The organism is Streptomyces sp. NPDC029674 (assembly GCF_044903205.1).
Lineage (GTDB): Bacteria > Actinomycetota > Actinomycetes > Streptomycetales > Streptomycetaceae > Streptomyces.
In genome coordinates this window covers 41,855-61,290 of record NZ_JBJDPY010000001.1, presented here as the reverse complement: position 1 = coordinate 61,290, position 19,436 = coordinate 41,855, and the positions used below count along the sequence as shown (strand labels likewise).

The following is a 19,436-nucleotide window of genomic DNA, read 5'->3' as shown; positions in this document are numbered from 1 at the left end:
CATCTGCTGCTTCTGGTACACCGCTCGGCACCCGCGGGTTCCCACTGGGACACCACGAGTTCGGCGGGCAGCGCGAGCAGCGCCGGCCGCGCGGGCCGCGAGGGCAGTGCGAAGCAGCCGGTGCGCAGGCCTAAATGCGCAGCACCGACAGACGGGAGAGGAGTATGCGGGGCGGTGGCGGGTTGGGCCGCAGGGTGTGCAGGAGCCGCCCGGGAACGTGCGGGTGGACGATGCCAGGCCCCAGCCGCAGCAGCCCCGCCCGCACGAGCGCGAGAAGCGTGAACGCGCCCAGCACCGCCAGGCACACGGACAACGGGTCCATCGCCATACCGCCACCGTGCGGCCCGGAACCGGAGCCGGCCATGGGCGCAGCCCCGCCCGCGCTCTCATCCACGCCCCGGTCGCCGTGGCGGCCGGGGTTCATGAGGCCCTGGTGGGCGACGGCATCCGGCCGCGGTTCCGCGGCCACAAGCACGGCACGCGAACCGGTCCCGCCCACCTCTTGGCCGGCGGCCTGCCGGGCTTCGCGGGCCGCGTGGCCGGCTGTCGTGGGGGGCTCGTCGGCCGTGCGCGGCACGCGGGAACCGGACTGGCCGCTCACGTGGCCGGCGGCCTGCCGGGCTTCGCGGGCCGCGTGACCGTCTGCCGTGCGCGGCTCGTCGGCCATGCGCAGCACGCGCGAACTGGACTGGCCGCCCACGCGACCGGCGGCCTGCCGGGCTTCGCGGGCCGCGTGGCCGGCTGCCGTGCGCGGCTCGTCCGCCAGGCGCAGCACACGCGGACCGGGCAGGCCGCTCACGTGATCGGCGGCCGCACGGAGTTCACCGCCCGCAGGATCCGGATCTGCATTCGGCCGGGGCCCGCCGGTCATGTCACCGGCAGCCGCGCGGGACTCAGCGGCCATGCGCAGGGCAGGCGAACCGGGTCCGCCGACCACGTGACCGGTACTCACCGCGGACGCGCCCGCGTCCGCCACATGGCCGCCGCCCCCATGCGGGCCGCCGCCGGGATCCCCGGAGGGGTGCCCCAACGTATGCATGGTCACGATGCCGAAGAGCAGGGCGACTAGCAGCAGTAGCTGCCCGTGGCCCGGGTGGCTCCTCGTGGTCGGCATGAGGAAAACCCTACCCCCGGCGGGTATGCGGCGACATGCGGGTCCCCGTCACTCCGACGATCATGAGCGCATGACGAATCGGGATGAAATGGAGCAGACCGGGGCAGGAAGCCTGCCTGAGCCGGACCCCGCCATTCCGCGGCAGTTCATCTCGTGGCTGACGCTGGCCCTGATGACCACCGCGTCCGTGGCCAGCCTGCGCCCCTCGCCCTCGATGGCCATCTACGGACTGGCCGCCGTCTTCCTCTACCTCCTGCCCGCCGTGGTCTTCCTCCTCCCCACCGCCCTCGTCGGCGCCGAGCTCGCCTCCGGGTGGTCCGGTGGCATCTACCGCTGGGTGAGCGAGGCCCTGGGCAAGCCGCTCGGGTTCGTCGCCGTCTGGTGCCAGTTCGCCATGACCATCGCGTACTACCCGAGCCTGCTCGCCTACGTCGCCTCGACATTCGCGTACGTCGTCCATCCGAGCCTCGCCGAAAACGGCCTCTACGTAGCGATCGTCATCGTCGTCATCTACTGGACCGGCGTGTGGGTCACCTGCCGGGGGACCAAGACAGTCGCCGGGCTGTCCTCCTGGGGGCTCGTCATCGGCACCCTCGTCCCCGGTGCCGTCCTCGTCGCGCTCGGCATCGTCTTCCTGGGGCAGGGCAATCCGTCCGCCGCCCCGATGAGCCCCGACCACTGGCTGCCCCCGTGGACCGGCCTCGCCAGCCTGGTCCTCATCGTCAACAACTTCCTCTCCTACGCGGGCATGGAGATGAACGGCGTCCACGTGTCGTCGCTGCGCCACCCCCGCTCCGAGTATCCGCGCTCGATCTTCCTCGCCACCGGCCTCGTCCTGCTGATCTTCATCCTTCCGGCCCTGGCCATCAGCTGGGTCATGCCGTCGGGGGAGCTCAGCCTCACCGCCGGTCTGATGCAGGCCTTCCAGGCCTTCTTCGACCACTTCCACGTCGGCTGGCTGACGAAGGTCGTCGGGATCATGCTCGTCATGGCCGCGCTCGGCGGCATGCTCACCTGGCTCGCGGGGCCCGCGAAGGGCCTCGTGACGCTCTCCCGGCAGGAGGGCTATCTGCCGCCCGTCCTGCAGAAGTTCAACAAGGCGGGCGTCCCCCGGAACATCATGGTCGCGCAGGGTGTGATCACCACCCTGATCGGTGTCCTCTACGCCTTCAGCGACGACGTCTCCAGTGCGTACTGGATGTTCTCCGTCATCACCGTGCAGATCTACCTCATCGCGTATCTGCTGATGTTCGTCGCCGTCGTACGGCTGCGGAAATCTCATCCCGAAGTACCACGCGGCTTCGTGGTCCCCGCCGTGACGCTCGTCGCGTCGGTCGGATTCGTCGCGTCGCTCGCCGCGCTGACCATCGGCTTCGTGCCGCCCGACCAGTTCGGGAAGGGGCCGCTCTGGCGCTATCTGCTGATCGTCGGCGGCGGCCTCCTCGCGCTCGGGGTTCTGGCGCCCGCGGCCTTCCTCAAGTTCCGCAAACCCAGCTGGATCCACCCCGAGCATCGGCCGGCCCATGCCCCGAAATAGCGCTTGCCCGAACGCAACCTCTGCGACGCCGCCTGTGACGCCCTCCACGACTCCCGGGACGGCGGCCGTAGTACCCATGCCCTGGCACCGGCCCGCCGTCGCCGTATTCCTGGTGGCCGGCGCCCTCGCGTACAGCACGTGGCCGGCCGAGGCGTTCCTGGCGACCGGGCTGTCGCCGCGCACGGCTTACGTCAGCGAGCTCGCCGCCGAGGACCAGCCGTACGGGTCGTTCTTCCGCGCCGCGGACTTCGTCGCGGGCCTCCTCGTCGTCGCGGGCGCGGCGGTCGCCCTGGCGCGGCTGCCGCTTCGGAGCCGGTGGGCCACGGCGGGCTGGGCCGGACTCGCGCTGTTCGGGGCGGCGACGGCGGCCGACTCCCGGCTGCCGCTCAGCTGCGCGGCGACCGCCGACGCGGGCTGCGCCGCGCGCGAGCAGGCGGGCACCGTCCCCTGGACGCACTCCGCGCACGCATTCAGCAGCAGCCTGGCGGTCACCGGGGCGCTGGTCGGCATGGTGCTGCTCACGGTCGCCGCGCGCCGCCACGCCGGTACGCGGCCGCCACTCGCGCGCGCCGGCCCTCTCCTCGTCGTCCTCGAACTGGCCGCCACGGGGTGGACCCTGGCATCCGTCGCCGCGTTCGAGGCCGGGCGGGGGACGTGGGGGCTCGGGGTGGGCCAGCGCCTCCAGGTGCTGGTGATCGCGGTGTGGCTGGTGATGCTCGCCCGGTCGGCGTCGAGAGCGGCGAAGGCGCCGTCTTCGGAGGCAGGGCAGGAGTGAGCTTCGTACGTGTCGGAGGAGTCCCGCACCACGTCGAGGTGATGGGGACCGGGCCGGTGTGCGTGCTCAGTGCCGGGCTCGGGCTCGGCTGGTTCGACTGGGACCCGGTGGTACCGCTGCTGGCCCCGCACCGGACCGTGGTCCGCTTCGACCGCCCCGGCCTCGGACTCAGCGGCCACGCGCGCGTGGCGCCCACGGTGCGGGGGGAGGCGGAACGGATCCTGCGCGTCCTCGACGCGGTACGGCCCGGGGCGGAGGACGAACGGGTGACGGTGGTCGGGCACTCTCTCGCCGGCTTCCATGCGGAGGCGTTCGCGCGGTTGTACCCGGGGCGTACGGGAGGGCTTGTACTGGTCGACTCCAGCGTCGAGGAGCGGCCGCGGGCGTTGTTGCCGCGCGGGGTGCGGGTGGGGGCCACGCGCGCGTGCGGGGTGCTGTTGCGGGCGACGGGTCTCCCTCGGGCGGTGGGGCCCGCGCTTCGGCGGCTGGTGGCGCCCACTCCGTGGGCGTGGGTGTACGGAAGCAGCCGCGTGTGGCGGGCGGCGCTCATGGAGTACGCGACGTACGCCGACGCGGCGCGTGAACTCGCCGCGCTCCGGCGGCACGTGGCCCTGCCGGGCGGGCTTCCGGTGACGGTACTCGCGGCGTACGCGGGTGGCTCGCGCCGTTGGCTCGCCCGCCAGCGGAGGCTGGCCCACCACCTCGACGGAACCTTCCACGTCGCCGAGCCGTCGAGCCACCTGGTGATGCGCGACCGCCCGGACACCGTCGCGAAATCAATCCTGACGACAACACCGTGACAAAACGCCCCCACACCCGACAACCGGGCCCGTCAGGGGCGCGGGGAACTGCGCGACCGGATCACCCGCACACTGTCCCGGATCACGATGTGCGTGCCGAGGACATGGCGTTCCTGGCCCGCCGCCGGGGAGCCGGAGAGCGCGCGGCGGACCGCCGTGCGGCCCATCTCCTCCGCGGGGATGTGGACGGTCGTCAGGCCGGGGGTGATGTCGGCGGCCACCGGGTCGTCGTTGTAGCCGACGACCGACATGTCCTCCGGCACCCGCAGCCCGTACTCGCGGAGTGCGATGATCGCCGCCGCCGCGGCGCGGTCGTCGCCCGCGAAGACCGCCGTGAAGTCGGGTTTTCCGTCGGACGCGTCGAGCAGGTCCCGCATGGCGCGGTAGCCGTGGTTCTGGCCGAAGCCGACGCCGTGGAGGAGGGCCTCGTCGCGCGGCACCCCGTGGTCGGCGAGTGCCCGGAGGTAGCCGGCGAGCCGGTCCTCGCCGGTCGTGTTGCCCGGCTCGTAGCCGAGCAGCGCGATCCGCCGGTGGCCGGCGCCCAGGAGGTGGCTGGTCACGGCGTGGGCGCCCGCTTCGTTGTCGTACTCGACGACCAGCGCCGGCATGTCGGGCGTCGGCGCAGGACGCCCGCACAGCACGAGCCGGGAGCCCGCCGCCGCGAGCGCCTCGGCGTACCGCGCCATCCGCTGCCGGTACTCGTCGTCCTGGACCGCGCCGCCCACCAGCATCACGGCCTCGGCGGCCTGTTCCCGCATCATCTGGACCAGGGCCAGCTCGCGGGCCGGATCGCTGCCCGTGGACGCGACCAGGGTGAGGCGGCCGCGCTCGGCGGCCTCGACCTCCACGCCCTGCGCGAACTGCGCGTAGAACGCCCCCACCACGTCGTACATGAGCACCGCGATCGTCTTGCGGCCCGCGCCCGCCAACGCGCGCGCGTGCGCGTTGGCGACGTAATCCAGGTCCTTGACCGCGCGCAGCACCTTGGCGCGCGACGCCGTGGACGTCGGGTAGTTGCCCGCGAGCACCCGCGAGACCGTCGCCACCGAGACGCCCGCGCGCGCGGCCACCTCGCGGATGGTGACCCGCTCACCCACTGTGTCTCCCTCACCTAGCCATCGGTCGACCGCCGTCCGGCGGCCAACCCGCCGGGAGCGGGGCGGAGTTGCGGCCGCCATGGCCTGTCCCGCCCCGGTCCCATCATCCCGCGCCCCGCCGCCGGGTCAGTGCGCGGCCTCGTACTCCTTCAGGAACTCCTCGGCGGCCCGCTCGCCGCCCTGCGACCGCCACTTGCGGTAGACGCCGTCCCAGTCGGATAGCTTCTTGCGGCCGGAGACGATCGCCGTCACGCCGTCCTCGATGACCTGCTGCATGGAGGCGCCCTGCCGGTTGTACGTGTCCGACATGAGGCCCCAGTGGTCGTCGGGCACGAGGAGTGGGACGACCTTCTTCTCCCAGGCGTGCAGCCGCTCGGTGAGGTCGGGGAAGCCGGGGAAGTACAGGGGCTGCGGCGCGTCCATGAGGTACGGGAAGGGCAGGTTGGTCCTGGAGTCGATCAGGCCGAGCTCGGTGGCGACCGGGTCGCCGTCCTTGTTGTACCTGAAGTGGGTGCCCTCCACTCCGTAGTGCATCAGCTCGTACTCCTTCGAGCCGAACGGCGAGGCCAGCCAGTCGAGCACCCGCAGCATCAGCCGCACCCGCTCCTTGGAGGCCTTCTTGATGACGGTGTAGCCGAAACAGCCGCGGTTCTGCTGGTAGACGGGTGTCGTGCCGTCGACCGTGTAGGGCTCGGCGACGTCGAGGGTGAACTCGTCCTTGATGCCCTGGGCGTTGGAGATGACGGCGCCCCAGCCGTCGGTCATCGAGCGGACGGTGCCGTTGTAGAACTGGGTCTTCAGGTCGACCTGGGAGATCGACGTGGCGTCGGGGTTGTACGAGCCGGCCTTGCGCACCCCGGCCATGTACTCGAGGGCGGCCTTGAACGCGTCGGTCCCGTACATGTCGGTGACCTTGCCGTCCTTGATCTGCCATTGGTTGGGCGCGCCGTGCCACATCGCGTGGTACAGGTATCCGAAGAAGCCGACCGCCGACGCGCCGAGGGCGTACTTCCTGCCCTGCGAGGCCTCCTTCGCCATCGTCCGGAAGTCGGACGCGGACATCCCCGGCTCGTACCCGGCCTTGTCGAACGCCTCACGGTTGATGAACATCGCGCCCTGCACCTTGGCGCGCTCGATCGGCAGCCCGTAGATGCGCCCGGCGATGCGGCCCATGCCCTCCCAGGCGTACGTGGGGATGTTGGCGAGGTTGGGGTAGTCCTTGACCGCGTCGCCCGACAGGTGCTCGCTCAGATCGGCGCACCGCGACTTCACGAACTGCGACTCGCGCGGCAGGACGTACCCGCCCCCGAAGTTGATCATGTCGGGCAGGTCGTCGCCCGACATGAGCGTGGACATCTTGGCGCGGAAGTCCGCGTCCGGCACGACGGTGAACTCGACCTCCACGCCCAGCGCCTCGTTGACGGCCTGCCAGTACTCGTTGCGGCCGACCGGCTTCGGCGGGGTGCCGTAGGTGATGGTCATGACCTTGATCTTCTGCTTGCCGGTGCCCGGCTTCTCGCTCGTCGCGCGCACCAGCTCGCGCGGATACTTCGTGTACCCGGGCTGGACGCCTTCGGCGGTCGGCGCGAGGTCGGGAGTGGGGCCCTTCGCCGGCGTGTACTTCGGCCAGGGCACCGCCTTCTTGCCGGCGTTGGCGACGTCGCCGCCGCCGCTGGAGCCGGTCGAGCAGGCGGTGAGGACGGACGGGGCGGCCAGGGCGGCGCCGCCGACGGCTATGGAGCGGAGCACGGTACGCCGCGACATCGAGGAACCGGACACGTGGGTGAGCCCTTCTGAACGACGGGGTGCGGAGGGAGGGTGGATTGCGGTATCAGCTCTTGATGGCGCCGGTGAGCACGCCCTTGGTGAAGTACTTCTGCAGGAAGGGATAGACGAGCAGGATCGGCACGGTGGCGATCACCAGGACGGCCATCTGCGTCGTCTGCGGGGCGGAGACCATGCCGGCCTCGCTCAGCCCGGTGTCGGCGATCTGGGATCCGCCGATGACGTACGTCCGCAGGACCTGCGAGAGCGGCCAGTGGCCGGACTCCATGTAGATGGAGGCGTGGAACCAGGCGTTCCAGTAGCTCACGGCGTAGAAGAGGGAGACCACGGCGAGCGCCGCCTTGGACAGCGGCAGCACGATCCGCCACAGGATGTGCCAGTCACCGGCGCCGTCGAGCCGGGCGGCCTCGTACAGCTCCTCGGGTATCCCCTGGAAGAAGCCGCGCAGCACGATGAGATTGAAGACGTTGATGAGCACGGGGGCGATCAGCGCGGCGTACGTATCCATCATCCCCATCCCCTTGACCAGCAGAAAGGCAGGGATCATGCCGGGCGGGAAGAGGAAGGTGAAGAGGATGAGCAGCAGCACGGGCTTGCCGCCGAAGACGCCGGGGCGGGCCAGTGCGTACGCCAGGAAGGTGGTGCACGCGAGCGAGAAGAGCGTGCCCACGACCGTGAGGCCGACGCTCACGCCGAGCGCCTTGGTGACGATGCCGCCGTCGAGGATGGTCCGGTAGGCGCGCAGCGTCGGATCGCTCGGCCACAGCACCCAGCCGCCGTTGTCCACGACCTCCTGGTTGGAGGCGAGCGACGTCGAGATGATGACGAGGAACGGCACGAGCACGAGCGCGAGAACGACCGTCACCGCGACCGCCTTGGCGGCCTTGGTCGCGAACCGCGGCTTCTCCATCCAGGCGGGCCTGGTGACGTGTCCGGCACTCACTTGTAGACCCCCTGCTCGCCGAGCCGGTGGGCGATCCGGTTGGCGGTGAAGACGAGCGCCGCGCCGACGACGCCCTTGAACAGGCCCGCGGCCGCCGCGTATCCGGTGTCGCCGCCGACGATTCCCTGCCAGAAGACGAACGTGTCGAGCACCTCGCCGACCTCCGGGCCGACCGACTGCCGCTGGAGCAGCATCTGTTCGAAGCCGACCGAGAGGATGTCGCCGAGCCGCATGATCAGCAGCAGGATGATGATGGGCCGGATGCTGGGCAGCGTGACGTGCCAGAAGCGCCGCCAGGGCCCGGCCCCGTCGATCGCCGAGGCCTCGTACAGCTGCTCGTCGACCTGCATCAGCGCGGCGAGGAAGATGATCGTCCCCCACCCCGCGTCCTTCCAGATCACCTCCACGACGACGAGCGGTTTGTACGCGTCCGGATTGCCGATGATGTCGACGGTGTGCAGCCCTGCATCACTCAGGAACGTGTTCAACAGGCCGGTGTCACTCAGCACTTGCTGGAAGAGCGCCACGACGACGACCCACGACAGGAAGTGCGGCAGATAGATCACGGACTGCGTGAAACGACGCAGCAGATCCGAGGTCAGGCTGTGCAGGAGCAGCGCGAGGGCGAGCGGCGCGGGGAAGAAGAAGACCAGCTGCAGCACGGCGATGAACAGGGTGTTCCACGTCGCGTGCCAGAAGTCCGGATCACCGAACATCCGCGAGAAGTTCTCCGTGCCCACCCACGGGCTGGCCCAGAGGCCGTCGAAGGGGACGTACTCCTTGAAGGCCACCGCATTGGCGACGAAGGCGCCGTAGTGGAAGACCAGGAAGTACGCGAGCCCCGGCACCATGAGCAGCACGAGGAAACGGGTGCGCTGAAACCGCTTCCACAACGTATCGCGACCAGATTTCGTCCTGTCTGACCCGTTATCGCACCTGCCGGGCGGCGTCACCGCCTCGGTTTCCGCCCGGTCCTTCGTCACCGTCGCCACGGCAACCCCTCCGTCGTCGGAATAAGGTGCCCGGAATCTAAAGCGGTTACTTCGCCCGGTCAACCCCCCTTACCCCGCTGTCTCTTGACCACGATCCCGGATTGGTCCTAGCCTCCAGGCGCTGGTTGGTAACCGGTTACTACGAGGGGCGGTCACGCGTGGCGGAGCAGGCAGAGCAGGCGGATCGACGAGAGCGGAAACGGGAGCGGGACGGTGGCGCCGGCGCGCCCGTCGCGGCGCTGGCCATGGGGGCCGAGGTCGCGGAGCGCGTGTTCACACCGGATCTACGCGAACGGCTCGCCCGCAGCGTACGGCCGGCCCCGCCGCTCCTCTCCGGAACGCTCACGTCACCCGGGGCGAGAGCGGTCCTAGCCGAGACGGAAGTCCTGATCACCGGCTGGGAATGCCCGCCCCTGACCCGGGAGATCCTCACCTCCGCCCCCCGCCTGCGCGCCGTCATCCACGCCGCGGGCTCCGTCAAACCGATGGTGACGGAGGCCGTGTGGGACCGCGGCATCATCGTCTCCTCGGCGGCGGACGCCAACGCGGACCCGGTGGTCGCCTTCACGCTCGCCGCGATCACGTTCGCGGCGAAGGGGGCGCTGCCGGCCTCCGCCGCGTACGCGGCCGGCTGGCCGCGCTTCACCGACCGCGCCGGGGCCGACGCCCGCACGGTCGGCGTCATCGGGGCGTCCCGGATCGGCCGCCGCGTGATCGCGGCACTGCGGGCGTCGGACGCGGGCTTCCGCGTCCTGCTCACGGATCCCTACGTCGCACCCGCCGAAGCGGCGGAACTCGGCGTCGAACCGGTCGATCTCGCCGACCTGTGCGCGCGCAGCAGCATCGTCACGGTCCACGCGCCCCAACTCCCCGAGACGGTCGGCCTCCTGAGCGCCGACATGCTGAAGCTCATTCCCGACGGCGGTGTCGTCATCAACACGGCGCGGGGCTCTCTGGTCGACACGGAGGCGCTGGCGCGGGAGTGCGGGGCGGGGCGCCTGGACGCGTTCCTCGACGTCACGGACCCCGAACCACTGCCCGCGGGGCACGCCCTGCTACGACTGCCCAACGTGCTCGTCACCCCGCACATCGCGGGGGCTCAGGGGAGTGAGGTGCGGAGGCTGGGGGAGTACGCGGTGTCCGAGGTCGAACGTTACGTCGCCGGGGCGGAGCTCCGAGGCCGCCTCCTCCGAGGCGACCTCTCCCGCCTGGCGTGACCTGGCCCCTGGGCCTTGAGCGGGGCCCCCGTCGCCGGGGTAGGGGCGACTAGCCCGCCGCTTCGCGGCGGATGTATCCCACCCACCCGCCCGTTTGCCCCGCGACGCCATGCGGGAGTAGGAGCGAGTCGTCCCACCGGGGCGCAGGCGCTCGCGCGCCGGAGGGGGTGTGGGGGTATGTGCGAACGGAGCACCGAGCGAACTCTGGCGTCTTTGGACTTGAGGCGTGACGCAGGGATAGCGAGTACGCACATACCCCCGCGCCCCCGCCCCACAACCGAGCATGGGCGAGCCCGGCCCAACGAGCCGCAGCGCCTGCTACAGAGGGTGCGCCCTCACCCACCCAGGCCAGCGCCCGCGCCAACGCCAGCACCCGCGCCCCGCGCCTTAAGCAGCGCAGCCATCAGCGAGATCTCCGACTCCTGAGACTCCACCATCCCCCGAGCCAGCCGCTGCTCCGCGGAGACCTCGCACCGGTCCACGCACCCCTGAGCCATATGCACCCCACCCCGGTGGTGCCGCGTCATGAGCTGGAGGTACAGGACCTCCGCCTTCTTGCCGCTCAGCTTCCCCAGCCGTTCGAGCTCCGCCCCCGTCGCCATCCCCGGCATCAGCGCACCGTCCTTGCCCGGCGGCACGTCGCCCATGCCCATCCAGTCCATCGGGGCGCCGTCCGGAACCTTCGGGAGGTCCCACAGGTCCAGCCAGCCGAGCAGCATCCCGCGCTGGTTGGCCTGGGTCTGGGCGATGTCGTACGCGAGGCGCCGCACTTCCTCGTCGTCGGTGCGGTCCCGCACGATGTAGGACATCTCCACGGCCTGCTGGTGGTGGACGGCCATGTCGCGGGCGAACCCGGCGTCGGCCGAGGAACTCGCGGGCGTACCCGTACCCGTACCCCCCGAGCCGGAGTCCGTCGCGGCGACCGCCGCCGTGATGCCGCCACCGGCGAGGACCGCGGCTGCGACGCCCCCGACGAGCCAGTTGGTGCGCCGCCTCACTGGCCGAGACCGCTCGTGCACGCCGCCCCCGGCTCAGGCGTCTGCTTGCCCTGGACGTACTTGGAGAAGAACTCCTTGACCTTCGGGTCGTCCGCGCCCGAGACCGTCCGCTGGTGGGCCCAGGCGGTCAGCATGACGGGGTCCTTCTGGTCCTTGACCGGGCTCATCAGGGAGTACGGCGTGGCCTTGACCTTCGCTTCGAGCTTCTTCAGGTCGGCGGGCTTCGCCTTGTCGTTGTACGTGACCCAGACGGCCCCGTGCTCCAGGGAGTGCACGGCGTTCACCTCCGGGATCTCCTTCTTGTAGACGTCGCCGTTGCAGTTCATCCACACCTGATTGTGGTCCCCGCCGACGGGCGGCGTCATGGGGTAGTCCACATTCTTCGTGACGTGCGTACGGCCGAGTTTGCCCCAGGACTTCTCGCCGTCCGCGGAGACCTTGTACTTCGGCCAGCCCTTCGCGTCGTCCTTGGAGTCGGAGTCGTCGGAGGCCTGGGAGAAGAGGAAGAACCCGCCCACGCCGAGCGCCGCGACGACGACCGCGCTGAGGGTGATCGTCAGGGCCCGCCCCCGGCGGTCACGCGCGCGATCGGCCCGGCGCATCTCCTCTATCCGGGCCTTGCGGGAAGCGTTGCTCGTGTTCTTGGCGGAACCCATGATGTGTCCTTCTGGGGAAAGGGCCGGACGGGACGACGAACGAGTCCGCTGATCGTAATGCGAGGGAGGCCCACTACTACAGGGCGTCCGAGCTACTACAGGGCGTCCGAGCGCGGAATTTGAGCCAGGGATGCGCATTACCTACGCTCGGAGGCATGCGGCTCATGCGATCCACCGACCTGGCGCTGCGCACCCTCATGCGCCTGGCCGTGGTGAGCGACGCGGCCCCCACGACAGCAGCCCCCAAGACAGCAGCCCCCACGACGCGCGAGGTGGCCGCCGACATGGCGGTGCCGTACACCCATGAGGCGAAGGTCGTCGCCGAGCTCCAGAAGATGGGCCTGCTGGAGGCCCGCAGGGGCAGGGGCGGCGGGCTCGCGCTGACGGAGGCGGGCCGCCGGGCGTCGGTCGGCGCGCTGGTGCGGGCCTTCGAGGGCACGGGCGACGTGGTGGACTGCGAGGGCGGCGGCACGCCGTGTCCGCTGAACTCGGCATGCCGCCTGCGGGACGCGCTGCGCAGGGCGCAGGAGGCCTTCTACGCCTCGCTGGACGGGCTGACGGTGGCGGACATCGTGGCGGCGCCGACGGGCCCGCTGCTCCTGGACATCACGACCCGCGACGCCACCTGAGCGGCCTGCGCGTCTTCCTCAGCCCTACGCCGGTTCTCAGCCCTGCGCCAGCCACAGGTCGGGGCCGAACACCTCGTAGTGGATGTCCGCGGCGGCGACCCCGCGCTCGATCAGCTGGGAACGTACCGTCCGCATGAACGGCAGCGGCCCGCACAGGTACGCGCGCGTGCCCGGCGCGACCGCGGGAAGCGCCGCCAGATCGGCGAACCCCGTGAGCTCCGAGGGGTGTCCCGCCGCGGGCCGCTCATAGAAGAAGTAGGCGGTGCCGTCCGGGAGTTTGCCGGTGTACGCCTCGTGGTCGGCGCGGAGTGCGTGGTCCGCGGGGGAGCGGTCCGCGTGCACGACCGTGACGGGTCCGCGGTGGCCGGCGGCGGCGAGCTGCTCCAGCATGGCGATCATCGGGGTGACACCGATGCCCGCGGAGGCGAGCAGCAGCGGAACGTCCGCGTCCGCGTCCGTCTCGTGGAGGACGAGGTCCCCGTACGGCGGGGAGACGCGCAGGACGTCCCCTTCGCGCACGCGCGCGTGCAGGTGGTTCGAGACCTCACCTTCGGGCGTCCCGGGCGCCCCCACGCCCCCCGGCACCCGCTTCACACTGATCTGCCGTATCGGGGAGCCAGAGCCGGAGCCGGCAGCCATGCCCGCCGCCCCGATTCCGCCCGACAAGCTGTACTGCCGTATCTGACGTGCCCCGTCCGCGAGTTCGACCTGAACGGACACGTACTGCCCCGCGCGGAAGCCCGGCACGGCCTGCGCCCCGTCGACGGGACGCAGGCGAAACGTGGCGACGTCGTCCGTTTCCTCGACGCGCTCCACCACTTCCCACTCGCGCCAGGTGTCGGCGCCCGCGGTGACGCCCTGTTCGGCGTAGAGGCGGGCCTCGATGGCGATGAGGGCGTTGGCCATGAGCCAGTAGACGTCGTCCCAGGCGGCGGCGACCTCGGGCGTGACCGCGTCGCCGAGCACCTCGACGATGGCGGCGAAGAGGTGCTGGTGCACCGTCCCGTACTGGTCGGGGGCGACGCCGAGCGAGGTGTGCTTGTGCGCGATGCGGTTGAGCATGACGTCCGGCCGCTCGTCGGGGTGCTCCACCAGGTGGACCGCGAAGGCGGCGATGGAGCCGGCCAGGGCCTGCCGCTGGGTTCCGGCGGCCTGGTTGCCCCGGTTGAACAGGTCCCGCAGAAGCTCAGGATGGGCCTCGAAGAGCCGTGCGTAGAACCGCTCGGTTATCTCCCCGATGGCGGCCCCGACGACGGGCAGGGTGGCACGGACGGTCGCGGCGGACTGCTCGGACAGCAACGGGACTCCTCAGCTCCGGGGAGATACGCCATACGCCTCCCTTGTCTGTTTTCAGACCGTAGAAAACTTGCATCTCATATGCAAGTTAACGTCGCCGGCAGCCGGCGGTGACGCGGAGAGAGATCCACGGCCCGCTGTTACCGAGCCGCCGCGAAGCAGGCACTATGGGCACAGAGCTCGGACACACAACACAGACACACAGCACGGACACACAGCACGGACACAGCGCGGCGGACGCGACGGCACGGAGCCCGCAACGCGTTCGAAACCGCGGAGTGGGATGCTCGGGTGTCAATGTGTCCCGGGCGTGTCCCGAGCGTGCCCAGAGTGTGTCCCGCGGCACGGACGCAGGTGGCCTGACCAGCAAGGATGGGTGGAAGCGGAAGATGAACAAGCAGCAGGAATTCGTGCTCCGTACGTTGGAGGAGCGCGACATCCGGTTCGTGCGCCTGTGGTTCACGGACGTCCTCGGCTTCCTGAAGTCGGTGGCGGTGGCCCCGGCCGAGCTGGAACAGGCCTTCGACGAGGGCATCGGCTTCGACGGTTCCGCCATCGAGGGCTTCGCCCGGGTGTACGAGTCGGACATGATCGCCAAGCCGGACCCCTCCACCTTCCAGGTGCTGCCCTGGCGTGCGGAGGCGCCGGGCACGGCCCGCATGTTCTGCGACATCCTGATGCCGGACGGCTCCCCGTCCTTCGCGGACCCCCGCTACGTACTGAAGAGGGCCCTCGCCAAGACCTCCGACCTGGGCTTCACCTTCTACACCCACCCCGAGATCGAGTTCTTCCTCCTGAAGGACAAGCCGCTGGACGGCTCGCGGCCCACCCCCGCCGACAACTCCGGCTACTTCGACCACACCCCGCAGAACGTGGGCATGGACTTCCGCCGCCAGGCCATCACCATGCTCGAATCGATGGGTATCTCGGTGGAGTTCAGCCATCACGAGGGCGCCCCCGGCCAGCAGGAGATCGACCTCCGGTACGCCGACGCGCTCTCCACGGCCGACAACATCATGACCTTCCGCCTGGTCATGAAGCAGGTCGCGCTCGAACAGGGCGTCCAGGCGACCTTTATGCCGAAACCGTTCTCCGAACACCCGGGCTCGGGCATGCACACCCACCTCTCCCTCTTCGAGGGCGACCGCAACGCGTTCTACGAGTCGGGCGCCGAGTACCAGCTCTCCAAGGTCGGCCGCTCCTTCATCGCGGGCCTGCTGCGGCACGCCGCGGAGATCTCGGCCGTCACCAACCAGTGGGTGAACTCCTACAAGCGCATCTGGGGCGGCTCCGAGCGCACCGCTGGCGCGGGCGGCGAGGCCCCCTCGTACATCTGCTGGGGCCACAACAACCGCTCGGCCCTGATCCGCGTCCCGATGTACAAGCCCGGCAAGACCGGCTCGGCGCGGGTCGAGGTCCGCTCGATCGACTCCGGCGCCAACCCCTACCTGACCTACGCGGTACTGCTCGCCGCCGGCCTCAAGGGCATCGAGGAGGGCTACGAACTCCCGCCGGGCGCCGACGACGACGTCTGGGCCCTGCGCGACGCGGAACGCCGCGCCCTGGGCATCGAGCCCCTCCCACAGAACCTCGGCGAGGCCATCGCCCTCATGGAAAAGTCGGAACTGGTAGCCGAGACGCTCGGCGAGCACGTCTACGACTTCTTCCTGCGCAACAAGAAGCAGGAGTGGGAGGAGTACCGCTCCGAGGTAACGGCCTTCGAACTCCGCAAGAACCTGCCGGTGCTGTAGGCACAGGCCAGAGCACTCTTTGCTCGCCTCACTGAGAGGGCCCGTGGTCGCCGACCGTGGGCCCTCTTGGCTGTCTGCCTGGGGGCGGGGCCGTCTGTGGGTCGTCTGGCCCCGGAGCTGATGATCATCAGTGAACCCGCGAACTGCCCAACCGCCCGACGGTTCGGCGCATCAAGTCCGCCTCCATGTCCGCCAAGGCCGCGTGATGATCTCGCGGTAGGTGTGGTGCGAAGGATGCTGGCCGCAGTGCTTGAGAACCCAGTCCTGCGGCTCCGCGAAGTCCTCACTGGCCGGTGACGTCTCACCATCCACAGCGCATTGCATGGCGTACGTCGTCGGCTCCGCATCCGGTTCTCGGTCGGGCTCGAGGGTCCATGTCTCATGCCGCAGGACGGCCCGGGTGCTCACAGCCCGCACCTCCCGTTGCCCAAGGAGGCCGCGTTGACCATGGACACCTTCGCGCTCAGGTCCTCGGCTTGAGTGGGCAGGCGGAGCGCTTCGGGTGGGACGTCCCATTCCGTGCCGCCGCGAGGTGGGCGGAGCTGCACGTAGGGACCCTCGTGCCCCATGACGACGCCCGCTTTGCCGGTGCGCTCATCCACCATGAGGACGCCGATAGCCGGAGGGTCCGCTTTGTCACTCACTTCTGTTGTCTCCTCGCCGTGGGAACGAACCGGCGCGGAACCGGAGTGCCGTGTCACTCGACAAGCAGTCAGCACCCGTCCGTGCTCATGCGGAGAAGCATCAGGCCGACGGGCAGGACCTAGGAACCACCCCCAAACCCCACTTCGGGACGTTCCGCGTCGGGTAGAACGTCCCTAGTGCCGTCCCAGGACTCAGGGGGAAGCTCGTGCAGAACGAGAGACTACGTGCCGTCATGGCGGCGGGAGGCTGGACGTACGTCGCCCTGGCAGAGGCAGTTGAGGTCGACCCCAAATCGGTTGAGCGATGGGCGAACCTGGGCCGTACCCCACGCCGCGCCACAGCCTTGCAGGCGGCTGAAGCCTTAGGAGAAGACGTGCACGCACTCTGGCCGGCACTTCGGCAACCCCGTGCCGCCCGCGGAATCAGCCCGGAACTCGTGGCACTCCACGAACAGCGTGCGGACCTCCCCGTGTCCACCTACGTCGACATGATGACGCAGGAGCGAGAGCGCATTGACGTGCTCGTCTACGCGGCCGTCTTCCTGCACGAGGCGTACCCCCGGCTCAACGATCTGCTGCGTGAGCGAGCCGCCGAAGGCTGCACTGTTCGCATCGCGGTGGGTGACGCCGAGAGCCCCAACGTCCAGGCACGCGGCCAGGAGGAGAAGTTCGGGCACGGCATCGAGTCGCGGTGCCGACTTGCCTTGATGCACTACAGCTCTTTGACCGGAGTGTCCGGCATCGAGATAAGGACCCACGAAACGACGCTCTACAACTCCTTGTACCGCGCCGATGACCAGCTGCTGGTCAACGCCCACGTCTGGGGTGTGAACGCATACGGTGCCCCGGTGTGGCATCTCCGCCGTAACGGGGAAGGCGGCATGTCCGACACCTACGCCCAGAGCTTCGACGCGGTCTGGGCGACGGCGAAGCCGGTGCAGCAGGAGGAGTGACCATGGCGCGGACCGAGTACTACGACGACCCGAACGCACCCAAGCCGAACAGCATGGTTGTCGCGGCCTCCGCGGTCGTCACCGACGAGCAGGGGCGCATCCTGCTCCAGCGCCGCCGTGACAACGACCTGTGGGCCCTGCCCGGAGGCGGAATGGACCTCACCGATTCCCTACCCGGCACGGCGGTCCGCGAGGTCAAGGAAGAGACCGGCCTCGACGTTGAAATCACCGGTCTAGTCGGTACGTACACCGACCCGAAGCACATCATCGCGTACACGGACGGCGAGGTCCGGCGCCAGTTCAACGTCTGCTTCACCGCTCGAGCTGTCGGCGGCCGACTCGCGATCTCCAACGAGTCGACGGAACTCCGGTTTGTCCGTTCGGAGGACCTTGAGGAGCTGGCGATGCACCACACGCAGCGGCTCAGGCTCCGGCACTTCTTGGAGCACCGCGAGCGCCCATATCTCGGCTGACGGTGACGGATCACAGTAGTAGCTCGGCGTCGAGCGATAGTGGCTGTCGCCGAAGGCCTCGCATACGCCACTCAACACGCTTTCCAACTGTGGTGGTGGGTGGTTGGCTGCTTACGTGCGCGTTCGCCTGTGTTCATGGGTGGCTGACTAGCTTCGCCGGAGCAGTACTGAGGGTGAGCCGCGACGGCGGACGCGTGGTTCCGAGGCCTGGAGCAGTGACTGCTTTGTCCCGAAGCGACTCGGGATGGTTGCTGTCCTTGGGCCGCTATGCCTGTCACCTGCTTCGATGGTCTGCTGACGTCCACGGTTGTTCGTGGTCGTGCGTCGCGGTTGTCACGCAGTTAGACACTCACCTGGTGCGGCCCGCCATGGGTGTAGGGGGCGCACATTGGCCGATCGCCTGAAGTGATCTCGTCTGGGCTCACATGATGATCTAGTGTCTGCCGAAACTGCGTTCACTGTGGCCAGTATTGCTTGTCAGTCCCTCGGCCTGGCCGCTGCTGCTGACGGCTTCCGCCGAACCTTCAAGAGCTCTGCCGCGCCCGGCGAACGGTTCTTCAAGCGGGTGCTAGCGACCGAAGCCGCGATGCTGCGCCGGTGGTGGACGGCGCTTGTTCGTGGGGTGCGTCGCTTACTAAGGCGTCCTTCCCCTCCCGTGACGGGGACTCTCGACACGGCCCTGGAAGTCTCGGCCGCAATGAACGTACGCGGCCTCTTCCAGTTCGGCCCGCTGCCGGACGCGACACAAGATCCAGCAGCCTTCGCGACCGAGATCGAGCGCCGCCTGAACCAGGTTTACCGACTCGCTCAGGATGTTGAGCACAACCTCGCAGAGGAAGTGGACTCTCGCCGCAAGGCAGACCAACGAGTCGCTTCGGAACTGGAGACCCGCATCTTGTTCTTGGACGAAGAGGCGAAGCACGGCGACATTCGCGGTTTGCACGAGCAGGTGCTCGGCTGGTTCTTCGTCGCACTCGGTCTTGTCGCTCAAGCCTTGGCCGACCTGGTGCTCTAAGCAAATGTCCCTTTGGACTCGAAGCTCCGACGAGGGCCTAGGGCGCGTATCGAGTCGTGATCAATGTGTGAGCTTTCCCCTCGTTGCACTTCGTTCTGGAAGATCGTCTGGCGTGGCCGGTGTCTGTGCTCGCGCCGGCCGGAATACGCACTCACGGTCGCCGGTTGCAGCGGAACGTGCACCATCCTCAGGAGCCGCCCAGCGGCATACACCCACTGCTTGCCGGGCGCTTCAGCCCCTACCGGTTCGATCCGTCAGCGGTGGTCGACGACCATGCCCTCGGACTGCTGCTGGAAGCCGCGCGGTGGGCACCATCGGCAGGGAACTCCCAGCCGTGGGGCTTCTTCATTGGCAGGCCCGGTGAGCCGGAGCATGACCGGGTGCTCCCTCACCTTGCACCGAGCTCGGCCCGCTGGGCTACGGATGCGAGCCTGCTCGTCGTCACGCTGACGCGCCGACACGTCGATGACACCCAACTGCTGTACTCCGAGTTCGCGGACTACGACCTCGGCCAGGCCGTCGCCCACATGACTGTTCAGGCCCAGGCCATGGGACTCGCCGCGCACCAATTCCGGGCCTTCGACCTGGAAGGGCTCACCAAGGAGCTGGACCCGAACCCGGGCTGGGTGATCGTCTCCATGGTCGCGGTGGGCAAGGCGCCTGACAGCCCCTCAGCGCTCCGTGCCCGGCGTAGCGTCGCGCACTTGCGCTCTGCTCCCTGGTCGCCGGCGGAGTAGGCGACGGGTCGGAACCGGGCCGCG

The 19,436-nt window shown here is 69.5% G+C and carries 19 protein-coding genes; 10 read left to right on the top strand and 9 right to left on the bottom strand.

The annotated features are described in order from the left end of the window. Nucleotides 1–130 precede the first annotated feature (130 nt). Nucleotides 131–1,114, bottom strand: coding sequence for a hypothetical protein (locus ACI2L3_RS00270; RefSeq protein ID WP_404750039.1), 984 nt, complete (start codon nucleotides 1,112–1,114; stop codon nucleotides 131–133). 88 nt (nucleotides 1,115–1,202) lie between these two features. Between ACI2L3_RS00270 and ACI2L3_RS00265 the strand changes: the two genes are divergently transcribed. The 3 genes from ACI2L3_RS00265 (at nucleotide 1,203) to ACI2L3_RS00255 (ending at nucleotide 4,226) form a co-directional block, all read left to right on the top strand. Continuing rightward, nucleotides 1,203–2,651, top strand: a complete 1,449-nt coding sequence (locus tag ACI2L3_RS00265; RefSeq protein ID WP_404750673.1) for an APC family permease — start codon at nucleotides 1,203–1,205, stop codon at nucleotides 2,649–2,651. 76 nt (nucleotides 2,652–2,727) lie between these two features. Then, a complete protein-coding gene (locus ACI2L3_RS00260) occupies nucleotides 2,728–3,426 on the top strand; it encodes a DUF998 domain-containing protein (protein WP_404750038.1) in 699 nt (232 codons plus the stop codon). Further along, a complete protein-coding gene (locus ACI2L3_RS00255; RefSeq protein WP_404750037.1) occupies nucleotides 3,423–4,226 on the top strand; it encodes an alpha/beta fold hydrolase in 804 nt (267 codons plus the stop codon). Before ACI2L3_RS00260 ends, ACI2L3_RS00255 begins: the two co-directional genes overlap by 4 nt. Before the next feature lie 32 nt (nucleotides 4,227–4,258). Here ACI2L3_RS00255 and ACI2L3_RS00250 read toward each other — a convergent pair whose 3' ends face one another. The 4 genes from ACI2L3_RS00250 to ACI2L3_RS00235 all read right to left on the bottom strand — a co-directional run bounded on the left by ACI2L3_RS00250 (nucleotide 4,259) and on the right by ACI2L3_RS00235 (nucleotide 8,902). Continuing rightward, nucleotides 4,259–5,323 carry a LacI family DNA-binding transcriptional regulator gene (locus ACI2L3_RS00250; protein ID WP_404750036.1) on the bottom strand — a complete coding sequence of 355 codons (1,065 nt, stop codon included), beginning with the start codon at nucleotides 5,321–5,323 and terminating at the stop codon, nucleotides 4,259–4,261. A 126-nt stretch (nucleotides 5,324–5,449) separates the two neighbouring features. Then, a complete protein-coding gene (locus tag ACI2L3_RS00245; RefSeq protein WP_404750035.1) occupies nucleotides 5,450–7,087 on the bottom strand; it encodes an extracellular solute-binding protein in 1,638 nt (545 codons plus the stop codon). Between the two features lie 67 nt (nucleotides 7,088–7,154). Continuing rightward, nucleotides 7,155–8,018, bottom strand: coding sequence for a carbohydrate ABC transporter permease (locus ACI2L3_RS00240; protein WP_404750672.1), 864 nt, complete (start codon nucleotides 8,016–8,018; stop codon nucleotides 7,155–7,157). Between the two features lie 29 nt (nucleotides 8,019–8,047). Next, nucleotides 8,048–8,902 carry an ABC transporter permease gene (locus tag ACI2L3_RS00235; protein WP_404750671.1) on the bottom strand — a complete coding sequence of 285 codons (855 nt, stop codon included), beginning with the start codon at nucleotides 8,900–8,902 and terminating at the stop codon, nucleotides 8,048–8,050. Nucleotides 8,903–9,288: 386 nt separating this feature from the next. Between ACI2L3_RS00235 and ACI2L3_RS00230 the strand changes: the two genes are divergently transcribed. Then, the gene (locus tag ACI2L3_RS00230; RefSeq protein WP_404750670.1) at nucleotides 9,289–10,260 is read left to right on the top strand and encodes a hydroxyacid dehydrogenase; all 972 of its coding nucleotides are present in this window, start codon (nucleotides 9,289–9,291) and stop codon (nucleotides 10,258–10,260) included. A gap of 335 nt (nucleotides 10,261–10,595) precedes the next feature. Here ACI2L3_RS00230 and ACI2L3_RS00225 read toward each other — a convergent pair whose 3' ends face one another. Both ACI2L3_RS00225 and ACI2L3_RS00220 read right to left on the bottom strand, forming a co-directional pair. Next, nucleotides 10,596–11,258, bottom strand: coding sequence for a DUF305 domain-containing protein (locus ACI2L3_RS00225; protein WP_404750034.1), 663 nt, complete (start codon nucleotides 11,256–11,258; stop codon nucleotides 10,596–10,598). Next, the gene (locus ACI2L3_RS00220; RefSeq protein WP_404750033.1) at nucleotides 11,255–11,914 is read right to left on the bottom strand and encodes a DUF3105 domain-containing protein; all 660 of its coding nucleotides are present in this window, start codon (nucleotides 11,912–11,914) and stop codon (nucleotides 11,255–11,257) included. The genes ACI2L3_RS00225 and ACI2L3_RS00220 overlap by 4 nt, the downstream gene beginning before the upstream one ends. A 155-nt stretch (nucleotides 11,915–12,069) precedes the next feature. On the opposite strand from ACI2L3_RS00220, the gene ACI2L3_RS00215 reads away from it, so the two are divergent. Then, a complete protein-coding gene (locus ACI2L3_RS00215) occupies nucleotides 12,070–12,543 on the top strand; it encodes an RrF2 family transcriptional regulator (RefSeq protein WP_404750032.1) in 474 nt (157 codons plus the stop codon). Between the two features lie 36 nt (nucleotides 12,544–12,579). On the opposite strand, the gene ACI2L3_RS00210 is transcribed toward ACI2L3_RS00215, so the two are convergent. Next, a complete protein-coding gene (locus ACI2L3_RS00210; RefSeq protein ID WP_404750031.1) occupies nucleotides 12,580–13,842 on the bottom strand; it encodes a globin domain-containing protein in 1,263 nt (420 codons plus the stop codon). Nucleotides 13,843–14,228: 386 nt separating this feature from the next. On the opposite strand from ACI2L3_RS00210, the gene ACI2L3_RS00205 reads away from it, so the two are divergent. Beyond that, nucleotides 14,229–15,590 carry a glutamine synthetase family protein gene (locus ACI2L3_RS00205; protein WP_055564891.1) on the top strand — a complete coding sequence of 454 codons (1,362 nt, stop codon included), beginning with the start codon at nucleotides 14,229–14,231 and terminating at the stop codon, nucleotides 15,588–15,590. Nucleotides 15,591–15,994: 404 nt separating this feature from the next. On the opposite strand, the gene ACI2L3_RS00200 is transcribed toward ACI2L3_RS00205, so the two are convergent. Then, complete coding sequence (locus tag ACI2L3_RS00200) at nucleotides 15,995–16,195, bottom strand: hypothetical protein (protein ID WP_404750669.1); 201 nt, start codon at nucleotides 16,193–16,195, stop codon at nucleotides 15,995–15,997. A 272-nt stretch (nucleotides 16,196–16,467) separates the two neighbouring features. On the opposite strand from ACI2L3_RS00200, the gene ACI2L3_RS00195 reads away from it, so the two are divergent. The 4 genes from ACI2L3_RS00195 to ACI2L3_RS00180 all read left to right on the top strand — a co-directional run bounded on the left by ACI2L3_RS00195 (nucleotide 16,468) and on the right by ACI2L3_RS00180 (nucleotide 19,412). Further along, on the top strand, nucleotides 16,468–17,187 hold the full coding sequence (locus tag ACI2L3_RS00195) for an XRE family transcriptional regulator (protein WP_404750668.1): 720 nt from the start codon (nucleotides 16,468–16,470) through the stop codon (nucleotides 17,185–17,187). A gap of 2 nt (nucleotides 17,188–17,189) precedes the next feature. Continuing rightward, on the top strand, nucleotides 17,190–17,660 hold the full coding sequence (locus ACI2L3_RS00190; protein WP_404750030.1) for an NUDIX domain-containing protein: 471 nt from the start codon (nucleotides 17,190–17,192) through the stop codon (nucleotides 17,658–17,660). Nucleotides 17,661–18,096: 436 nt separating this feature from the next. Further along, on the top strand, nucleotides 18,097–18,675 hold the full coding sequence (locus ACI2L3_RS00185) for a hypothetical protein (protein ID WP_404750029.1): 579 nt from the start codon (nucleotides 18,097–18,099) through the stop codon (nucleotides 18,673–18,675). A 176-nt stretch (nucleotides 18,676–18,851) separates the two neighbouring features. After that, nucleotides 18,852–19,412, top strand: coding sequence for a nitroreductase family protein (locus ACI2L3_RS00180; protein ID WP_404750667.1), 561 nt, complete (start codon nucleotides 18,852–18,854; stop codon nucleotides 19,410–19,412). The last annotated feature ends 24 nt before the right edge of the window (nucleotides 19,413–19,436 follow it).